At 67.8% G+C, this 16,483-nt stretch carries 11 protein-coding genes; 8 read left to right on the top strand and 3 right to left on the bottom strand.

All coding sequences use genetic code 11. From position 1 onward, the window contains the following. Positions 1 to 49: 49 nt before the first annotated feature. The 7 genes from C1925_RS13275 to C1925_RS13245 all read left to right on the top strand — a co-directional run bounded on the left by C1925_RS13275 (position 50) and on the right by C1925_RS13245 (position 12,717). A complete protein-coding gene (locus C1925_RS13275; RefSeq protein ID WP_108769305.1) occupies positions 50 to 610 on the top strand; it encodes an NAD(P)H-dependent oxidoreductase in 561 nt (186 codons plus the stop codon). A 250-nt stretch (positions 611 to 860) separates the two neighbouring features. Then, positions 861 to 2,291: a replicative DNA helicase gene (locus C1925_RS13270; RefSeq protein ID WP_108758252.1), complete on the top strand. Its 1,431-nt coding sequence runs from the start codon at positions 861 to 863 to the stop codon at positions 2,289 to 2,291. Between the two features lie 201 nt (positions 2,292 to 2,492). Next, positions 2,493 to 4,736 carry a TonB-dependent receptor gene (locus C1925_RS13265; protein ID WP_108769304.1) on the top strand — a complete coding sequence of 748 codons (2,244 nt, stop codon included), beginning with the start codon at positions 2,493 to 2,495 and terminating at the stop codon, positions 4,734 to 4,736. After that, on the top strand, positions 4,736 to 6,325 hold the full coding sequence (locus tag C1925_RS13260; RefSeq protein ID WP_108769303.1) for an alkaline phosphatase D family protein: 1,590 nt from the start codon (positions 4,736 to 4,738) through the stop codon (positions 6,323 to 6,325). The genes C1925_RS13265 and C1925_RS13260 overlap by 1 nt, the downstream gene beginning before the upstream one ends. A gap of 199 nt (positions 6,326 to 6,524) precedes the next feature. Further along, the gene (locus C1925_RS13255) at positions 6,525 to 12,077 is read left to right on the top strand and encodes a fibronectin type III domain-containing protein (protein ID WP_159097528.1); all 5,553 of its coding nucleotides are present in this window, start codon (positions 6,525 to 6,527) and stop codon (positions 12,075 to 12,077) included. Between the two features lie 167 nt (positions 12,078 to 12,244). Beyond that, on the top strand, positions 12,245 to 12,457 hold the full coding sequence (locus C1925_RS13250) for a hypothetical protein (protein ID WP_108769301.1): 213 nt from the start codon (positions 12,245 to 12,247) through the stop codon (positions 12,455 to 12,457). Continuing rightward, a complete protein-coding gene (locus C1925_RS13245) occupies positions 12,454 to 12,717 on the top strand; it encodes a hypothetical protein (RefSeq protein WP_108769300.1) in 264 nt (87 codons plus the stop codon). Before C1925_RS13250 ends, C1925_RS13245 begins: the two co-directional genes overlap by 4 nt. Positions 12,718 to 12,790: 73 nt before the next feature. On the opposite strand, the gene gstA is transcribed toward C1925_RS13245, so the two are convergent. Then, positions 12,791 to 13,393, bottom strand: a complete 603-nt coding sequence (gene gstA, locus C1925_RS13240; protein ID WP_108769299.1) for a glutathione transferase GstA — start codon at positions 13,391 to 13,393, stop codon at positions 12,791 to 12,793. A 125-nt stretch (positions 13,394 to 13,518) separates the two neighbouring features. On the opposite strand from gstA, the gene C1925_RS13235 reads away from it, so the two are divergent. Then, a complete protein-coding gene (locus C1925_RS13235; protein ID WP_254051322.1) occupies positions 13,519 to 14,415 on the top strand; it encodes a LysR family transcriptional regulator in 897 nt (298 codons plus the stop codon). Here C1925_RS13235 and C1925_RS13230 read toward each other — a convergent pair. Further along, complete coding sequence (locus C1925_RS13230) at positions 14,407 to 14,835, bottom strand: hypothetical protein (protein ID WP_108769297.1); 429 nt, start codon at positions 14,833 to 14,835, stop codon at positions 14,407 to 14,409. The genes C1925_RS13235 and C1925_RS13230 overlap by 9 nt on opposite strands. Positions 14,836 to 14,994: 159 nt before the next feature. Continuing rightward, entirely contained in the window at positions 14,995 to 16,431 is a 1,437-nt protein-coding gene (gene lpdA / locus C1925_RS13225; RefSeq protein ID WP_079222428.1) for a dihydrolipoyl dehydrogenase, read from the bottom strand. Between the last annotated feature and the right edge of the window lie 52 nt (positions 16,432 to 16,483).

Below are 16,483 nucleotides of genomic sequence, written 5' to 3'. Positions count from 1 at the left end.
TCGGGCCGGCCGCTAGGCTGGCGCTTTCCCCCGTCAGGAGTGTGTCGCCATGCCTGTTCCCACCATCGCGGTCTTCGTTGGCAGCCTGCGCAAGGAATCCTGCAACCGCAGGCTCGCGCTGGCCCTGGAAAAGCTGGCCGGCGATCGCGCGCGTTTCACGTACGTGCGCATCGACGATCTGCCGCTGTACAACCAGGATTTCGACGGCAGCTACCCGGCCCAGGGCACCCGCCTGAAGGACGAGGTACGCGGTGCCGACGCGGTGCTGTTCGTCACCCCGGAATACAACCGCTCGGTGCCCGGCGTGCTGAAGAACGCCATCGACATCGGCTCGCGGCCGTATGGTGACAGCGCCTTCGCTGGCAAGCCGGCGGCGGTGATCGGCGCGTCCATCGGCCAGATCGGCACGGCGGTGGCCCAGCAGCACCTGCGCAACAGCCTGGCGTTCCTGGACATGCACGTGCTCGGCCAGCCGGAGGCGTTCATCCACTTCAAGGATGAGCTGATCGGCGCCGACGGCACGATCCACAACGAGGGCACGCACAAGTTCCTGCAGGGCTATGTGGACCGCTTCCTGAAGCTGATCGCGGTGCACGCCAAAGGGGACTGACGCTGCATTCGGGGTCAGAGCCCTCTGCTGCGCAGAGGGATCCGACCCCTCTCTGCCGGGGTCGGATCCCGTCGCGCAGCGGCGGGCTCTGACCCCATGCGATAATGGGTCTCCATAGGCCGGGCAGGCACGTCGCACAGCGGCGGATATCCCCCGCTCGTCCACGGCTTATCCACAGGCTTGTCCATGGCCGCCGGGGTCGGCGCATGCCTACACTCGCCTGGCCCACTTTCGCAGGAAACACCGCAGCATGTCCGCCCGTTCCGGCTTCCGTTCCAACCGCAAAGAGCGCGGCGATGGCTTCGACCGCGATCGCGACGAATCGCGCATCGACCAGCTGCGCGTGCCGCCGCACTCGGTGGAAGCCGAACAGGCGGTGCTGGGTGGCCTGATGCTGGCCCCGGAAGCCTACGACCGGGTCAACGACCAGCTGACCGAGACCGATTTCTATCGCCGCGACCACCAGATGATCTACCGGGCGATCCGCGAGCTGTCCGAGCGCGAGCGTCCGTTCGATGCGGTGACCCTGGGCGAGTGGTTCGAATCGCAGGGCAAGATGGAGCTGGTCGGCGATGGCGCCTACCTGATCGAGCTGGCCAGCACCACGCCGTCGGCGGCCAACATCGTGGCCTACGCCGAGATCGTGCGTGACAAGGCGGTGCTGCGGCAACTGATCCAGGTCGGCACCGACATCGTCAACGACGGCTTCCAGCCCGAAGGCCGTGACAGCAGCGAACTGCTGGCCTCGGCCGAAAAGAGCGTGTTCGCCATCGCCGAGCAGGGCGCGCGTGGCCGCACCGACTTCGTGGCCATGCCCGGCGCGCTGAAGGATGCGTTCGAGGAACTGCGCAACCGCTTCGAGAACGGCGGCAACATCACCGGCCTGCCCACCGGTTACACCGACTTCGACGCGATGACCGCCGGCCTGCAGCCGACCGACCTGATCATCCTTGCCGCGCGTCCGGCAATGGGCAAGACCACCTTCGCGCTGAACATCGCCGAGTACGCGGCGATCAAGTCGAAGAAGGGCGTGGCCGTGTTCTCGATGGAAATGTCCGCATCGCAGCTGGCGATGCGCCTCATTTCCTCCAACGGCCGCATCAACGCGTCGCGCCTGCGTACCGGCCAGCTGGAAGACGAGGACTGGAGCCGCGTCACCAGCGCGATCAAGATGCTGAAGGAAACCAAGATCTTCATCGACGATACGCCGGGCGTGTCGCCGGAGATCCTGCGTTCCAAGTGCCGCCGCCTGAAGCGCGAGCACGACCTGGGCCTGATCGTGATCGACTACCTGCAGCTGATGAGCGTGCCGGGCAACAGCGAAAACCGCGCGACCGAAATCTCGGAGATCTCGCGATCGCTGAAGGGTCTTGCCAAGGAACTGAACGTGCCGGTGATCGCGCTTTCGCAGCTCAACCGATCGCTGGAAACGCGTACCGACAAGCGCCCGGTGATGGCCGACCTTCGCGAATCGGGCGCAATCGAGCAGGACGCGGACATGATCGTCTTCATCTACCGCGACGATTACTACAACAAGGAAAATTCGCCGGACAAGGGCCTGGCCGAGATCATCATCGGCAAGCACCGTGGTGGCCCCACCGGTTCGTGCAAGCTGAAATTCTTCGGTGAGTACACGCGCTTCGACAACCTGTCGCACGACTCGGTCGGTTCGTTCGAGTAACGCCCGCGGCGTTACGGTAGCGCCGGGCCATGCCCGGCGGCACGGTAGTCAACAGGTGGCAGACGCCGCTGCCTTCGTCGCTCGCAACACCCCGCGCATGCTGCGTGTAAATGACATGTAACGCGCCGCTTCTACGATTCCGCCGCTGCTGCTCTTCGACGCCGCCTTTCGGTGTCCAGCGTGCCCACGGAATCCGCCTCCATGTCGTCCCATGCTCCGCTCCGCCGCAACCTGCTTGCCCTGCTGGTCTGTGCATCGCTGCCGTCGCTTGCTTCGGCTGAAACTGCGCCTGACACCGAAGCACCGTCGGCCACGACCCTCGATTCGGTCTCGGTGATCGGCCGTGGCGAGGCCCGCCAGGTGCAGCGTGTCACCGCGGAGGACATGAAGGTGCTGCCGCCGGGCGCCAACCCGCTGAAGCTGCTGGCCAGCAAGCCGGGCGTGCATTTCGAATCGGCCGATGCCACCGGCGCCTATGAGTGGTCCACCAGCATCAGCCTGCGCGGCTTCAACCAGAACCGTCTCGGCTACACCCTCGATGGCATCCCGCTGGGCAACATGTCCTACGGCAACAGCAATGGCCTGCACATCAGCCGCGCTGTGATCAGCGAGAACCTGGGCGGTGCGGAAGTGGCCACCGGCATCGGTGCGCTGGGTACGCCGTCCACCAGCAACCTGGGTGGCGTGTTCCAGTTCTATTCGATCGATCCGTCCACCGAGTACGGCGTGGTGCTGGCGCAGGGCTTCGGCAGTGACGGTGCGCGCCGCAGCTATGCGCGACTGGAGACGGGCGAGCACCAGGGGCTCGCCGCCTACCTGTCCGGCGCGTACTCCGAGGGCGACAAGTGGAAGGGCAAGGGATCGCAGGAGTCGAAGCAGTTCAATGGCAAGGCCACCTACCACTTCGGCGAGGACAGCCGGATCACCGCGCTGTTCAACGGATCGCGCCGGGTCGAGGCCGATTACCAGGATCTGTCGCTGGAGATGATCGATCGCCTCGGCTGGAACTGGGACAACTACGCGCCGGACTGGGATCGCGCGGTCGCGGCGGCGAACGGCCAGTACAGTGGCGGCGTCAACAGCCCATGGGACGCGTACTACTCCGGCCATGGCCTGCGCAATGACGACCTGTCCAGCATCGCTGGTGATTTCGGCCTCAACGAATCGATGCGGCTGAAGGTCAACGTCTACAACCACAGCAATCGCGGCCAGGGCCATTGGTTCAGCCCGTCCAATCCCTCCAACCCGGGCACCAGCCGGGAGATTCCGATTTCGATCCGCACCACCGAGTACGCGATCGACCGTACCGGCGTGACCTCTGCGTTCACCTGGAACGTCGGTGGCCACGAACTGGAAGCCGGCCTCTGGTACGAGGACAACGGCCACAGCGTGCAGCGCAACTTCTACTACATCGATGGCCCCATCACCGATGACTTCTTCCTGCGCAATCCGGACCAGCGCGTGTGGAACCAGCAGTACACCACCATCACCCGCCAGTTCTACGTGCAGGACCGCTTCCGCCTGTTCGATGATCGCCTGACCATCGACATCGGCGCCAAGTCGCCGCACACCCGCACCAGCGTGCGTACGCCGCTGGGCAACTACGCGAACAACAGCAGCCTGACCGCGAAGAAGGGCCTCCTGCCGCAGGCCGGCTTCAACTTCAAGCTCAACGAAGGCAACGAGGTCTTCGGCTCGTTCGCAAAGAATGTCGCTGCCTATGCCCTGGGCGTCGGCAGCCCGTTCAACGTGCCGCAGGCCGACTTCGATGCCAGCGCAGGCAACCTGAAGCCGGAACAGTCGCGCACGATCGAGCTGGGCTGGCGCGGCTACGGCCGCGGCTATGAAGCGTCGGTCGCGGTATATGACGTGAAGTTCGACAACCGCCTGCTGGCGATCGCCCAGTGCGTGGGCATCCTTGGCTGCCCGGCACTGTTTTCCAACGTCGGCTCGGTCACCAGCCGCGGCGCCGAAGCCACGCTGCAGTTGAAGCCGATGCAGGACCTGGCCTGGTCCAATGCGCTGTCGTGGAATGACAGCACCTACGACAACGATTACGTGAACAACGAGGTGGTGCCGACCCGCGGCAGGAAGACCGTCGACACGCCGGAATGGATGTTCTCCAGCACGCTCGCCTGGACCCCGGGCCCGTGGGACATGCGCCTGTCGGCCAACCACGTCGGCAAGCGTTACGTGACCTACACCAATGATCTCTCGGTCCCCAGCTACTGGCTGGTCAATGCGTCGGTGGCCTACGACTTCGGTGCGATGGGCCCGGCGCAGAACCTGACGGTCGCACTGAACCTGACCAACCTGACCGACAAGCGTTACCTGTCGTCCATCAACACCAATGGCACCTACGCCAGTGACCCGACCCGCAGCCTGGCCACCATGCAGGTCGGCGCGCCGCGGCAGGTGATGGCGACTGCGACCGTCCGCTTCTGATGCGCGCACCTGTCGATCCGGAAACCCGTCGCCGCCTGCTGCGCCTGGCGTGGCAGGGCACGGGGGCGGCGATCGCACTGGCCGCGATGCCGGGGCTGGCTGCGGCCGGTCCGCGGCCGCGGCTGGGAGGCGATCCGTTCACGCTGGGCGTCGCTGCCGGCGATCCGGATCCGCAGGGCGCGGTGCTGTGGACGCGGTTGGCACCGGACCCGCTCAATGGCGGTGGCATGCCCGCACGAGCGGTGCCGGTGCGCTGGTACGTGGCCGAAGACCCGGGCATGCGCCGGCTGGTGCAGCGCGGCGTTGCGGCTGCCGTACCGGAGCTGGCGCATTCGGTGCACGTGGAAGTCAACGGCCTGCGCCCGGGCCGTGACTACTACTACCGGTTCGCCTGCGATGGTGATGAAGAAAGCGCGGTCGGGCATTTCCGCACCGCGCCGCTGCCGGACACGCAGCTGCAGCAGCTGCGGCTGGCACTGTGCACCTGCCAGGCCTGGAACAGCGGCTACTACCCGGTACTGCGCGATATCGCGCGCAGTGATGTGGATCTTGTGCTGCACGCCGGCGACTACCTGTACGAATACAGCCCGCTGCAGAATGCACGCGGTCGCACGCTGGATGCGGAGCGCTTCAGCGGCGAGACCGTCAGCCTGGAGCGGTACCGCGACCAGTACGCGCTGTACAAGCTCGACCCGGACCTGCAGGCGGCCCATGCCGCGCATGCCTTCGCGGTGATCTGGGATGACCACGAGGTGCAGAACGACTATTCCGGCATCCATCCGGAGAAGCCCGGAGTATCGACCGAGGCGTTCATCGTGCGGCGTGCGGCGGCCTACCGCGCGTTCTACGAACACCTGCCCATGCGCAGCACGCCGGCAGGCAATGGTGGCCTGCGCGTGCACCGGCGGCTGCGTTACGGTGATCTCGCACAGCTCAGCCTGCTCGATTGCCGCCAGTTCCGTCCCGCAAATCCCTGCGGGGTCGGCGAATCGGCGCGCTGCGATGCCGCGCTGGACCCGCGCATGAGCATGCTCGGTGCCGGCCAGGAAGCCTGGTTCGCCCAGTCGATGGTGGCGGCACAGGGGCTGCGCTGGAACGTGGTGGTGCAGCAGTTGCTGATGGCCCAGCTGCAACTGGATGCGGGCACCCCGCGCGAGCGCTTCTGGAACGACGCCTGGGACGGCTATCCGCTTGCGCGCAACCGGCTGCTGCAGGCCCTGCAGACAGGCGGCACGGGCAACGCGATCGTGCTCGGCGGCGACTGGCACTCCACCTTTGTCAACGACCTGAAGCTGGATTTCAACGCGGCCAGCTCGCCGGTGGTCGCCACTGAATTCATCGCCCCGGCGATCAGCAGTGGTGGCGACGATACGCCGTATGGACCGTACTACGGACCGTCGATTCCGCAGAACCCGCACATCCGCTATTTCGACGGCGACCGCCGCGGCTGGTGGAAGCTGCAGCTGAACCGGCAGACCGTGGACGCCGAACTGCGCTTTGCCGACAGCGTGCTGCGTGCCGATGCCGAGGTGCGCACCGCAGCGCGCTTCCAGGTCATCCACGGCCGGCCGGGGGCCGTGCCGGTATAGGAGCCGGCCGGCGCTCAAGTTCGCCCGTGACCTGCCGTTACCTCACCGGTACCAGGGGGAAACATCACCGTCCATGACCCATCGCTGCGCGCGCGGCGATGGACCGGCGCGTGCGCCCCCTTCATTCATGGGGAACGGATCGATGTCGGCGGTAGCAGGGAAGAGTGGGTTGGGGCGCGGTGTCGTCTGGATGTGCGTGGTGCTGTTGCAGTTGCTGGCAGGTACGGGGGTGGCGCAGGCGGCGTCGGCGGCCTGCGAGGCCATCAAACTGATAGGGACCACGACCAACGAGACCCGGACGTTCGCACAGGGGGCCTTTCTGCCGGGCGAGTCGCTGACGGTCAGTTTCAGTGACAGCGGCGAGAACATCGGCAATCTGCCGACATCGGCCGACGCCATCATTTTCCGCAGCTCGAATTTCGCCCAGGTAGGCTACGACTACCGCAGCAATACCGGGTCAGCGGGAGCGCACACCGCAACGATTGCCAGCAGCTTCCTGGCGGCCAACGGCCTGTTCATGAGCATCAAGACCGGAAGGTACATCAGCCCGGTCCAGATCAACTGCATCTCCACCGCCACGCAACCGCTGCAGCTGGCTGCCCCTGCGATGCAGCAGTTCACCGTTGGCACGACGGTTGATGTCAACCTGACCGCCAGTGGCGGCACCCTGCCTTACAGCTTCGGCATCAACATTGGCACCTTGCCCGCCGGGCTGGTGCTTGAACCCTCGGGTCGCCTGCATGGCACGCCGCAGGTCGCGGGTACGTTCAGTGTCAGCGCGGAGGTCACCGATGCCGCGGCCGCCAGCGCGCACCAACCGCTGACAGGCAGCATCGCAGCCATCGCGCCCGATGCCCCCGGCCAGGTCGTGGCCGTCGCCGGCGATGGCGAGGCCGTGGTCAGCTTCACCGCACCGGCGCAGACCGGCGGCGCGCCCATTGTCGAGTACGCCGTGATGGCGTCCACGGGCGAGTGGGCGCTTGGCACGCAGTCGCCGATCACGGTGACCGGACTTGCCAATGGCATGCCCGTGCAGTTCCAGGTGATCGCCAACAACGGCAGCCAGGCCAGCCAGCCGTCGCTGGCAAGCGCCGCGGTCACGCCGATGACCGGGCAGACGATCCAGTTCGATGCGCCTGGTGACCGGCCGTTGGGTTCATTGCTTGCATTGCAGGCCACCGCGAGCAGCGGCCTGACCGTCGAGTACGAGAGCCTGACTCCGCTGGTCTGCGTGCTGGAAAGTGCAGGCAACCTGCGCCTGTCCGCGCTCGGCACCTGCACGGTGCGCGCGCTGCAGCCCGGCAACGCCGGCACGCGCGCGGCGCAGCCGGTGGAGCGCAGTTTCAGCGTCGTGGCCGCCCAGGCGTCGGCGCCGACCCTGCTTCGCGTCCAACGCATCGGCGCGACCAGCGTCGATGTCTACTTCGATGCGCCCGCCAGTGATGGCGGCAGCAGCATCACCAGCTACGAAGTGCTGACACTGCCGACGCGCGCGGTGGTCACGGGTGGATCCAGTCCGGTGCGGGTGAACCGCCTGCGTGCCGGCGAGACCTACACCTTCGCCGTGCGTGCACGCACCGCGACGGGACCGGGGGCGTTCTCCGCCGGCTCCGACCCGGTGACGATGCCGGCCGTGCCGCGCGTGACCAGCCTGCTGCTACCGGCCGACGGCCGCTACCTGGCCGGTGCGAGCCTCGACTTCCTGCTGGTCCTGGACCAGCCGGTCACGGTGCAGGGCGTGCCCGCGCTGCTGCTGTCGATCGGCGGCCAGCAGGTGGCCGCGCGCTATCGCTCCGGCTCGGGCAGCAACCAGCTGGCTTTCAGCTACACCGTGGTGCCGGGCCAGTCCGACGAGGATGGCATCGGCATCGACGGCGTGCAGCTGGCCGGTGGCAGCATCCGCAGCAGCGATGACATCGATGCGGTGCTGACGCTGTCGGGCGTCGGCGCCACCGCCGGCATCCTGGTCGGCGCGCAGCCGGCCGGTGCACCGTCCATCACCGATGTGGTCGCAGGCGATGGCACGGCGACGCTGCAGTTCGCAGCGCCCGCGCAGGATGGCGGCAGCCCGGTGCTGGATTACCTGGTGACCGCGCAGCCGGGTGGCCTGCAGCAGCAGGCAACCGGTTCACCGGTGGTGTTCACCGGCCTGCGCAACGGCGTCGCCTACCGCTTCACGGTCACCGCACGTACTGCGGCTGGGCTGGGCGTGGTGTCCACGGCATCAGACGACGTGGTGCCGATGGCGCAGCAGCAGATCCAGTTCGACGCGCTCGATGCACAGCCGTTCGGCAGCACGCCGCAGGTGCTGGCCATCGCCAGCAGTGGCCTGCCGGTCGCGCTGTCCAGCAGCACGCCCCGGGTCTGCAGCGTCGCTGCCGATGGCCGGGTGACCCTGCTTGCGGCAGGCACCTGCAGCATCGATGCCGACCAGGCGGGTGACACCGCGACCCATGCCGCAGCACGCGTCAGCCGCTCGTTCGCCGTGCTGGCCGTGGTGCCGGGCGCGCCGCGCATCACCGCGGTCGTGCTTGCCGCGGGCAGCGTGGACGTGAGCTTCCAGGCGCCGGCGTTCGATGGCGGCAGCGCGGTCGACAGCTATCTGCTGCAGGCGTTGCCGGGCGGGCAGAGCGTGCGCGGCAGTGGCAGTCCGCTGCGCATCGACGGGCTGCCGGCCGGCATCGCGCATCGCTTTGTGATCACCGCCTTCAATGCGGCGGGTGCCGGCGCGGCATCGCTGCCGTCCGACCCGCTCACCGTGCGGGGCGCACCGGCGGTGACCGCCGTGCAGGTGCCGTCGGTCGGCCGCTACCTTGCCGGCCAGGTACTGTCCTTTGCGGTGCAGTTCGACCAGGCCCTGCAGGTGGGCGCTGCGCCGCAGCTGCTGCTGCGCATCGGCAGCCAGCGTCGGGTGGCCACGCTTTCGACAGTGGAGACGGATGCGCAGGGCAGCGTGCTGCGCTTCCAGTACACGCTGCAGGCCGACGACCGCGACGAAGATGGCATCGAGGTGGAATCGCTGCAGGCCGCCGCCGGCAGCCTGCGCAATGCACAGGGCACCGAAGCGCGTGCGGCGCTGGCCAATGTGGGGGCGACCACGGGCGTACGCGTGGGCGCCGACCTGCCGTCGGCCGTCGCCAACGTGCGCGGCGTGGCCGGTGATGGACAGGTGGAGGTGTATTTCGATGCGCCGTCGGCCGGCAGTGGCGCCATCGTCGATTACACCGTGACCGCGCAGCCGGGTGGCATCAGCGCAACCGGTACGAGCTCGCCGATCACCGTGCGTGGCCTGGCCAACGGCAGCGCCTACCGTTTCGTGGTGGTTGCACGCAGCGAGTACGGCAGCGGCGCGGCGTCGGCTGCCTCGGCAGCGGTGGTGCCGTTGCCGGATCTGGCCGTGGCCGATTCCAGCATCGCCGTGCCTTACGGGGCTGCCGCCGTCGTGCTGCCGCTGTCGGTCGCCGGTGTGGCCGAGCAGGTGCAGGTGGCCGTGGGCCCGCAGCATGGCCGGGTTGACGTGCAGGGCATGACGCTGCGTTACACGCCGGCCGCGGGCTATGCCGGCACCGACAGCATCACCTATACCGTCAGCGATGGCTTCCGCACGTCGGCGCCCGCCACGCTCACGATCATCGTTGGCACGCCGACCGTGGTCCTGCAGTCCGCCGTGTTGCCGCAGGCCGTGGCCGGTACGGCGCTGGACGCGCAGTTGTCCAGCAGCGGTGGCGCAGCGCCTTACACCTACGCGACTGTTGGCGGCAGTCTGCCGACGGGCCTCAGTCTGGATCGCAGCGGGCACCTGGCGGGTACGCCGGTCGCGGCGGGTCGTTTCGAGATCGAGGTCGAGGTGACCGACAGCAGTTCCGGCAGCGGTCCCTTCCGCGCGCGCCGCGCATTCGTGCTGGACGTGGCGGCGCCGCAGATCGAGGAAGTGGAAGCGCCGCTGCCGCCGGCAACCCAGGCCGGCCCGGTCAGCCTGCGCCTGCAGGCGCGTGGCGGTACCGCGCCGTATGCCTTCCGCCTGATGTCGGGCGCGCTGCCGCCCGGCGTGCTGCTGTCCAGCGACGGCCAGCTGCAGGGTGTGGCCACTCTGGCCGGCGTGTTCGATTTCGACGTGGAAGTCAGCGATACCTATGGCTTCACCGGTGTGGCGCGCTACCAGCTGAAGATCGCGCAGGCCGCGCAGGCGATCACCGGCTTCAGCGTGGACCCGGCAACGCCGGTCTACAGCGAGGGCGGCAGCTTCGAGGTCTCGGCACAGGGCGGCGCGTCGGGCCAGCCGCTGCGTTTCGGCAGCAGCAGCCCCGCGGTCTGCAGTGTGAGCGGCACCCGCGTCGCGATGCTGGCGGCGGGGCGTTGCGTGCTGACCGTGGACCAGGATGGCGATGCCAACCATGAAGCAGCGCCGCAGCAGCAACGCATCGTCGAGATCGCGCTGGCCGTGCCGGTGCTGGCGTGGAGTGCCGACCTGCAGCGCCTGCTGGAACAGGGCAGCTTCGAACTGCCGCTGCCGACCAGCGCGAGCCCGGGTGCCTTCAGCTTCCACAGCAGCGACACCGCGGTGGCCAGCATCGAAGGCCGCACCGTGCACGTGCACGGCGAAGGTCGTGCGGTGATCACTGCCGAACAGGCCGCTGCGGGCAGCTATGCCGCCGCCAGTGTCGAGCTGGTGCTGGTGGTGAACGTGCGCCCGGACCCGACCCGTGACCCGGGCGTGACCGGGCTGCTGCAGGCGCAGGTGGACGCCAGCGTGCGCTTCGCCAACGCGCAGCAGGCCAACATCCGCGAGCGCCTGCGCCAGGTGCGTGCCGGCGGTAACGCGGACAGCAATACGTTGTCGGTGTCGACCGGCGCGCGTGGACCGGATGCGGCGTCGCTGCCGCTGGGCCAGGTGATGGATAACGAGCGTCCGCTGCTGCCCGCCGGCTGGGGCACCTGGGCCTCGGGTTCGGCCACCTATGGCCGGGGTGGGCCGACCGGGGCAGGGCGGTACGACCTGCGCAGCGACGGCCTGACCGTGGGCGTGGATCGTCGCCTCGGCGACAGCGCGCTGTGGGGCGTGGCCGGCAGTATCGGCCGCAACGACAGCGAGCAGGATGATGCGCGCACGCGCCTGCAGGCCGACCAGCGTTCGCTGGCGTTGTATGGCCTGTGGCGCGGCAACGAACACGTGTTCGTCGATGCGGTGCTGGCCACCGGCGACCTGCGCTTCGACCTGCAGCGCTGGAGCCGCGATGCCGGTGCGATCGCGGTGGCCCGTCGCGAGGGCTCGCAGTGGTTCGGTTCGCTGGCGCTGGGCTATGAGCAGGTGCTGTCGGGTATGCGCATGAGTGGCTACGCACGGGTGGATGGCAGCCGCAGCACGCTGGATGCCTACCGCGAGCATGGGCTGGGTGAACTGGATCTGGCCTACGGCCGCCATGTCGTCGACAGCCGCGCGCTGGCGTTCGGCCTGGAAGGCAGCGCGGTCGAAACGGCCGAGGCGCGCCTGCGCCCGTTCTGGAGCATCGAGTACCGGCAGGCGCTGCAGGATCGCGGTGAGGCGACGTTGAACTACGCCGAGTGGGCGCGTCCGCAGGACTACCGCCTGACGATGCGCAGCTACAACGACGATCTGCTGTCGCTGTCGGCCGGCGTGGACGTGTCCATCGCGCGCGGCTGGATCCTGTCGCTGCTGCTGGGCCATGAACAGGCCCGGGGCAGTGATCGTTCCAGCAGCGTCGGCCTGCGCCTGAGCAGCGGCAGCCGCTGAGGCCGCCAGCGCGGTAAAGCCTTCGGTGGCGCCGGGTCCGGCCCGGCGACCACCGCTGCACCGCGTTTCATCGCCCCCAGCCCGGTTTCGTCGCAATCCGTTTGCGGCGGCTGCGGGCGGGCGGCACGGTGGTCACAGGCGGCAGGGTGCCGCCCAAGGAGACCGTCATGAAGACCCTGTTCGCGTTGGGCGTGTGGTGCCTGCTGTTCGTGCTGTGCTGGCCGTTGGCGCTGCTGGCGCTGGTTGCCTGGCCGTTCGTCTGGCTGCTGAGCCTGCCGTTCCGCCTTGTCGGCATCACGTTCTCCGCCGTGTTCGCCTTCCTGCGCGCGCTGTTCATGCTGCCCGCACGACTGCTGGGTGGCCGGGCGGTGACGGCATGAAGGCGCTGCTGACGGTTGCGCTGGCCGTGCTGGCGGGACCGGCACTGGCGCAGTCGCCGGCGCCCACCTCGGCGTGGCTGGAGCGCCAGCAGTCGGCCGCTGCCGATGAAGCGGATGCGGCCGGCGCCCGAGCTTCGAAAGCGCCCGCGACGAAGGAGAACTGTCGCGTCGTGAAGCAATGGAAGGTGGGTGACACCGTGGTCAAGCACCGCGTGTGTGACGACGCGCCAAAGCCGGCGGCGCCGGCCCGGCAAGGGTAGAGCCGAGCCGGCGCTCGGCTGCTTTTTACACCGGGTCAGCCGAGCATGGGCTCGGCTCTACAGGGGGCGCGCATCAGGCCGCCTCTGCGCGCAATGCGGCCTGCACCGCGGGGCGCGTGTTGATCCGGCGGACGTAGGCCTCCAGCGCCGGCCACGGCGCCAGATCGATGGCAAAGAAGCGGCACCAGCCGAGCACGGTGAACAGATAGGCGTCGACCACGCTGAAGGCAGCGCCCATCAGGTAGTCATGTGCCGCCAGCGTCTCCTGCAGCAGGTCGAAGCGCTTGAACAGCTTCTGCCGGAAGATGGCCTTGGCCCCATCCGGCAGATCGGCATTGAACAGCGGCGCAGACCCGGCGTGGATCTCGCTGGTGACGAAGTTCAGCCATTCCTGCAGGCGCACCCGTTGCCAGCTGGCAGGCGGCGGCGCCAGGCCGCTGTCCGGCCGAAGATCGGCCAGGTACTGGACGATGGCCGGGCCTTCGCTCAGCACCTGCCCGTCATCCAGTTCCAGCGCCGCCACGTAGCCCTTGCGGCTGATGCTCCGGAAGTCCCGGCCATCACTGGTGCGCTTGGTCGCGTTGTCGACCTTGACCAGTTCGAAGGGCAGGCCGAGTTCGCGCAGCACGATATGCGGCGACAGCGAGCAGGTGTAGGGGGCGTAGTACAGCTTCAAGGGAAACCTCATGGCAGGGAATGGGCAGTGGCAAGCGCCGCTGCAGGCCAGTCTGCCCAGCAGGGCCAGGGTGGTAAAATTAATGTTCGATTTCATTGCCATAAGCTGGGCTACTGCATCCCATGATGAATCTCGCGCATTGGCGGCTGCTGGTGGCGGTGGCTGACGAGGGCACGATCTCGCGCGCTGCCGAGCGCGTAGGCATCAGCCAGTCCGGTGCCAGCCAGGCCATCGGCCAGCTGGAGGCTGCACTGGGCTTCCCGATCTTCGTCCGCGAACGGCGCCAGGTGGATGTCACCGCGCTGGGCGCGCAGGTGGTCGAACACGCGCGCACCATGCTGGGCAGCTTGCAGGCCATCCGCGCGCTGGCCGATGACAACCAGGGCGTGAGCGGTGCGCGTATCCGTCTGGCAACCTTCCCCTCGATCATCTCGACCGTACTGCCGGCACTGCTGCGTGATTTCCAGCGCCGCCACCCGGGCATCGAGGTGGTGGTGGTGGAGGGCACGGACGAGGAGGTCGAGCAGTGGCTGGACGCGGGCGCGGTCGACGTGGGCGTGGTGATGAACCCGGCGCCAGCGCGGTCGCCCCTGGCACTGGGCAGCGACGTGTGGGTGGCGGTGCTTGCACAGACCCATCCGCTGGGGCGTCGTTCAACCGAGCGCGGGATCGCGCTGGATGAGCTGGCCGCCGAGCCCTTCATCCTTGCGACTGGCGGGTGCACGGTGAATGGCCAGCGTCTGATGGAAGACGCTGGCCTGCAACTGAGCGACGTGCGGATCACGGTGCGCGACTGGGCCAGCGCCTGCGTGCTGGTGCGCGAGGGCCTGGGCGTCTCGCTGGTGCCCGAATCGACCCTGCCGTCGGACCGTCAGGGGCTGCGGGTGCTGCCTGTCGCCCCGGTCATCCGTCGCGTGTTCGGCCTGGTCCGTTCCCCGGCGGCGCACGCATCGCGGGCAACGCAGGTGTTCATGCAGGTAGTCGGCGCAGGCGCTGCGGCCAGCGCATCCGGATCAGCGTGAACCCGTTGCCGGCGGCGCAGGCACGACCTGCTGCTGGCCATCGCTGTACATCATCATGATCTTCTCGCCGCGGTAGGGCAGCACGACCACCGGCCGCCACGGATCGTCCTTGGGCGAGGTGGCCTTGGCCGTGACAGTACAGCCGCTGTCCTTGATGCCGCAGCGGCGGATGGCGACCTGCAGGGTGCCATCGGTGGAGCGGTAGTCGACGCCGGGGGAGTGGAACAGGGTTTCGCCCGGCGTGCTGTAGCGGATTTTGATCTGGTTGGCGCCGAGCGGGCTAACTTCGACCGGCTGCACCGAGGCCCTGCGGTAATCGCCTTCCAGCGGTTCGGCTGCGAAGGCCAGCAGCGGAACCAGGGTTGCCATCAACATCACCGCAGCGGTGCGCGACGTGCGGGCGAGGGGAGTCGAGCGCATGGTCGTTCCTTCCTTGGTCAGATGCCCCGATCATTGAACCGCAGCATTGCAGGGTCAAGACACGCGGCGCTGTTGCAGGCAACAAAAAACCCCGCCGAAGCGGGGTTTTTCGTCTGCAGGTGAGTGCCGACCAACGGTCGGCACCTACCATGATGCAGATCAGTTCGCCTTGTGGATGGCGCGCTTGCTGACCGCCATCGCCGCGTCGTGGATCACTTCCGACAGCGACGGGTGGGCGTGGCAGATGCGGGCCAGGTCATCGGCCGAACCGCTGAACTCCATGGTCAGCACACCTTCGTGCACCAGCTCGGAAACGTTGGCGCCGACCAGGTGCATGCCGAGGATGCGATCGGTTTCGGCGTGGGCCAGGATCTTCACGAAGCCTGCCGGCTCGATCATCGCCACCGCGCGACCGTTGGCGGCGAACGGGAAGCTGCCGGCCTTGTACGGGATGCCCTCGGCCTTCAGCTGGGCTTCGGTCTTGCCGACCCATGCCAGTTCCGGCTCGGTGTAGATGACCCACGGGATGGTGTCGAAGTTGACGTGGCCCGGCAGGCCAGCGATCAGTTCGGCAACCGCGATGCCTTCCTCGAAGCCCTTGTGCGCCAGCATCGGGCCGCGCACGCAGTCACCGACCGCCCAGACGCCGTTGACGCCGGTGTGGCAGTGCGCGTCGACTTCGATCTGGCCACGCTCGTTGACCTTGACGCCGGTGCCTTCGGCCAGCAGGCCCTTGGTGGCGGCGCGACGGCCGACGGCCACCAGCAGCTTGTCCACGGTCAGGGTCTTCTCGCCTTCGCTGTCGGTATAGGTGACAACGACTTCCTTCTTCTTGCCCTTGCCGGTGATCTCGGTCTTGGAGACCTTGGCGCCGAGGCGGATGTCCAGGCCCTGCTTCTTGAATTCCTTGGCAGCGGTCTTGGCCACTTCGGCGTCGGCCACGGCCAGGAACTCCGGCAGTGCTTCCAGGATGGTGACTTCAGCGCCCAGGCGCTTCCACACGCTGCCCAGTTCCAGGCCGATGACGCCGGCGCCGATCACGGCCAGGCGGTTCGGCACTTCGGTGAAGTCCAGGCCGCCGACGTTGTCGACGATGACGTCGCCGTCGAACTTGGCGAACGGCAGTTCGATCGAATCCGAACCGGCGGCGATGATGACGTTGGTGCCCTTCAGCTCGACTTCCGAGCCGTCGTGCTGCTTCACCTTGACCACGTTGCCCGGCTGCAGTTCACCGAAACCGTAGTAGGTGGCGACCTTGTTGGCCTTGAACAGCATGGCGATGCCGCCGGTGAACTGCTTGACGATCTTGTCCTTGCGGCCAACCATCGCTTCGACGTCGATCTTGGCATCCTTGAAGCTGATGCCGTGGTCGCCAAAGATGTGGCCCATGTTCCAGAACTGGCGCGAGGAATCCAGCAGCGCCTTGGACGGGATGCAGCCCACGCGCAGGCAGGTGCCGCCCAGGGCCGGCTTGCCGTCCTTGCCCAGCGCTGCGTCGATGCAGGCGGTCTTCAGGCCCAGCTGTGCCGCGCGGATGGCAGCGTGGTAACCGGCCGGGCCGGCACCGATGACGACGACGTCGAATTGTTCAGCCATTGAAATAGTCCTTGTTGCTATACCAGAACCCCTCCGCGCAGGCGCGGAGGGG

This window comes from Stenotrophomonas sp. SAU14A_NAIMI4_5 (genome assembly GCF_003086795.1).
Taxonomy (GTDB): Bacteria; Pseudomonadota; Gammaproteobacteria; order Xanthomonadales; family Xanthomonadaceae; genus Stenotrophomonas.
This window is presented reverse-complemented; position numbering and strand designations above follow the sequence as displayed.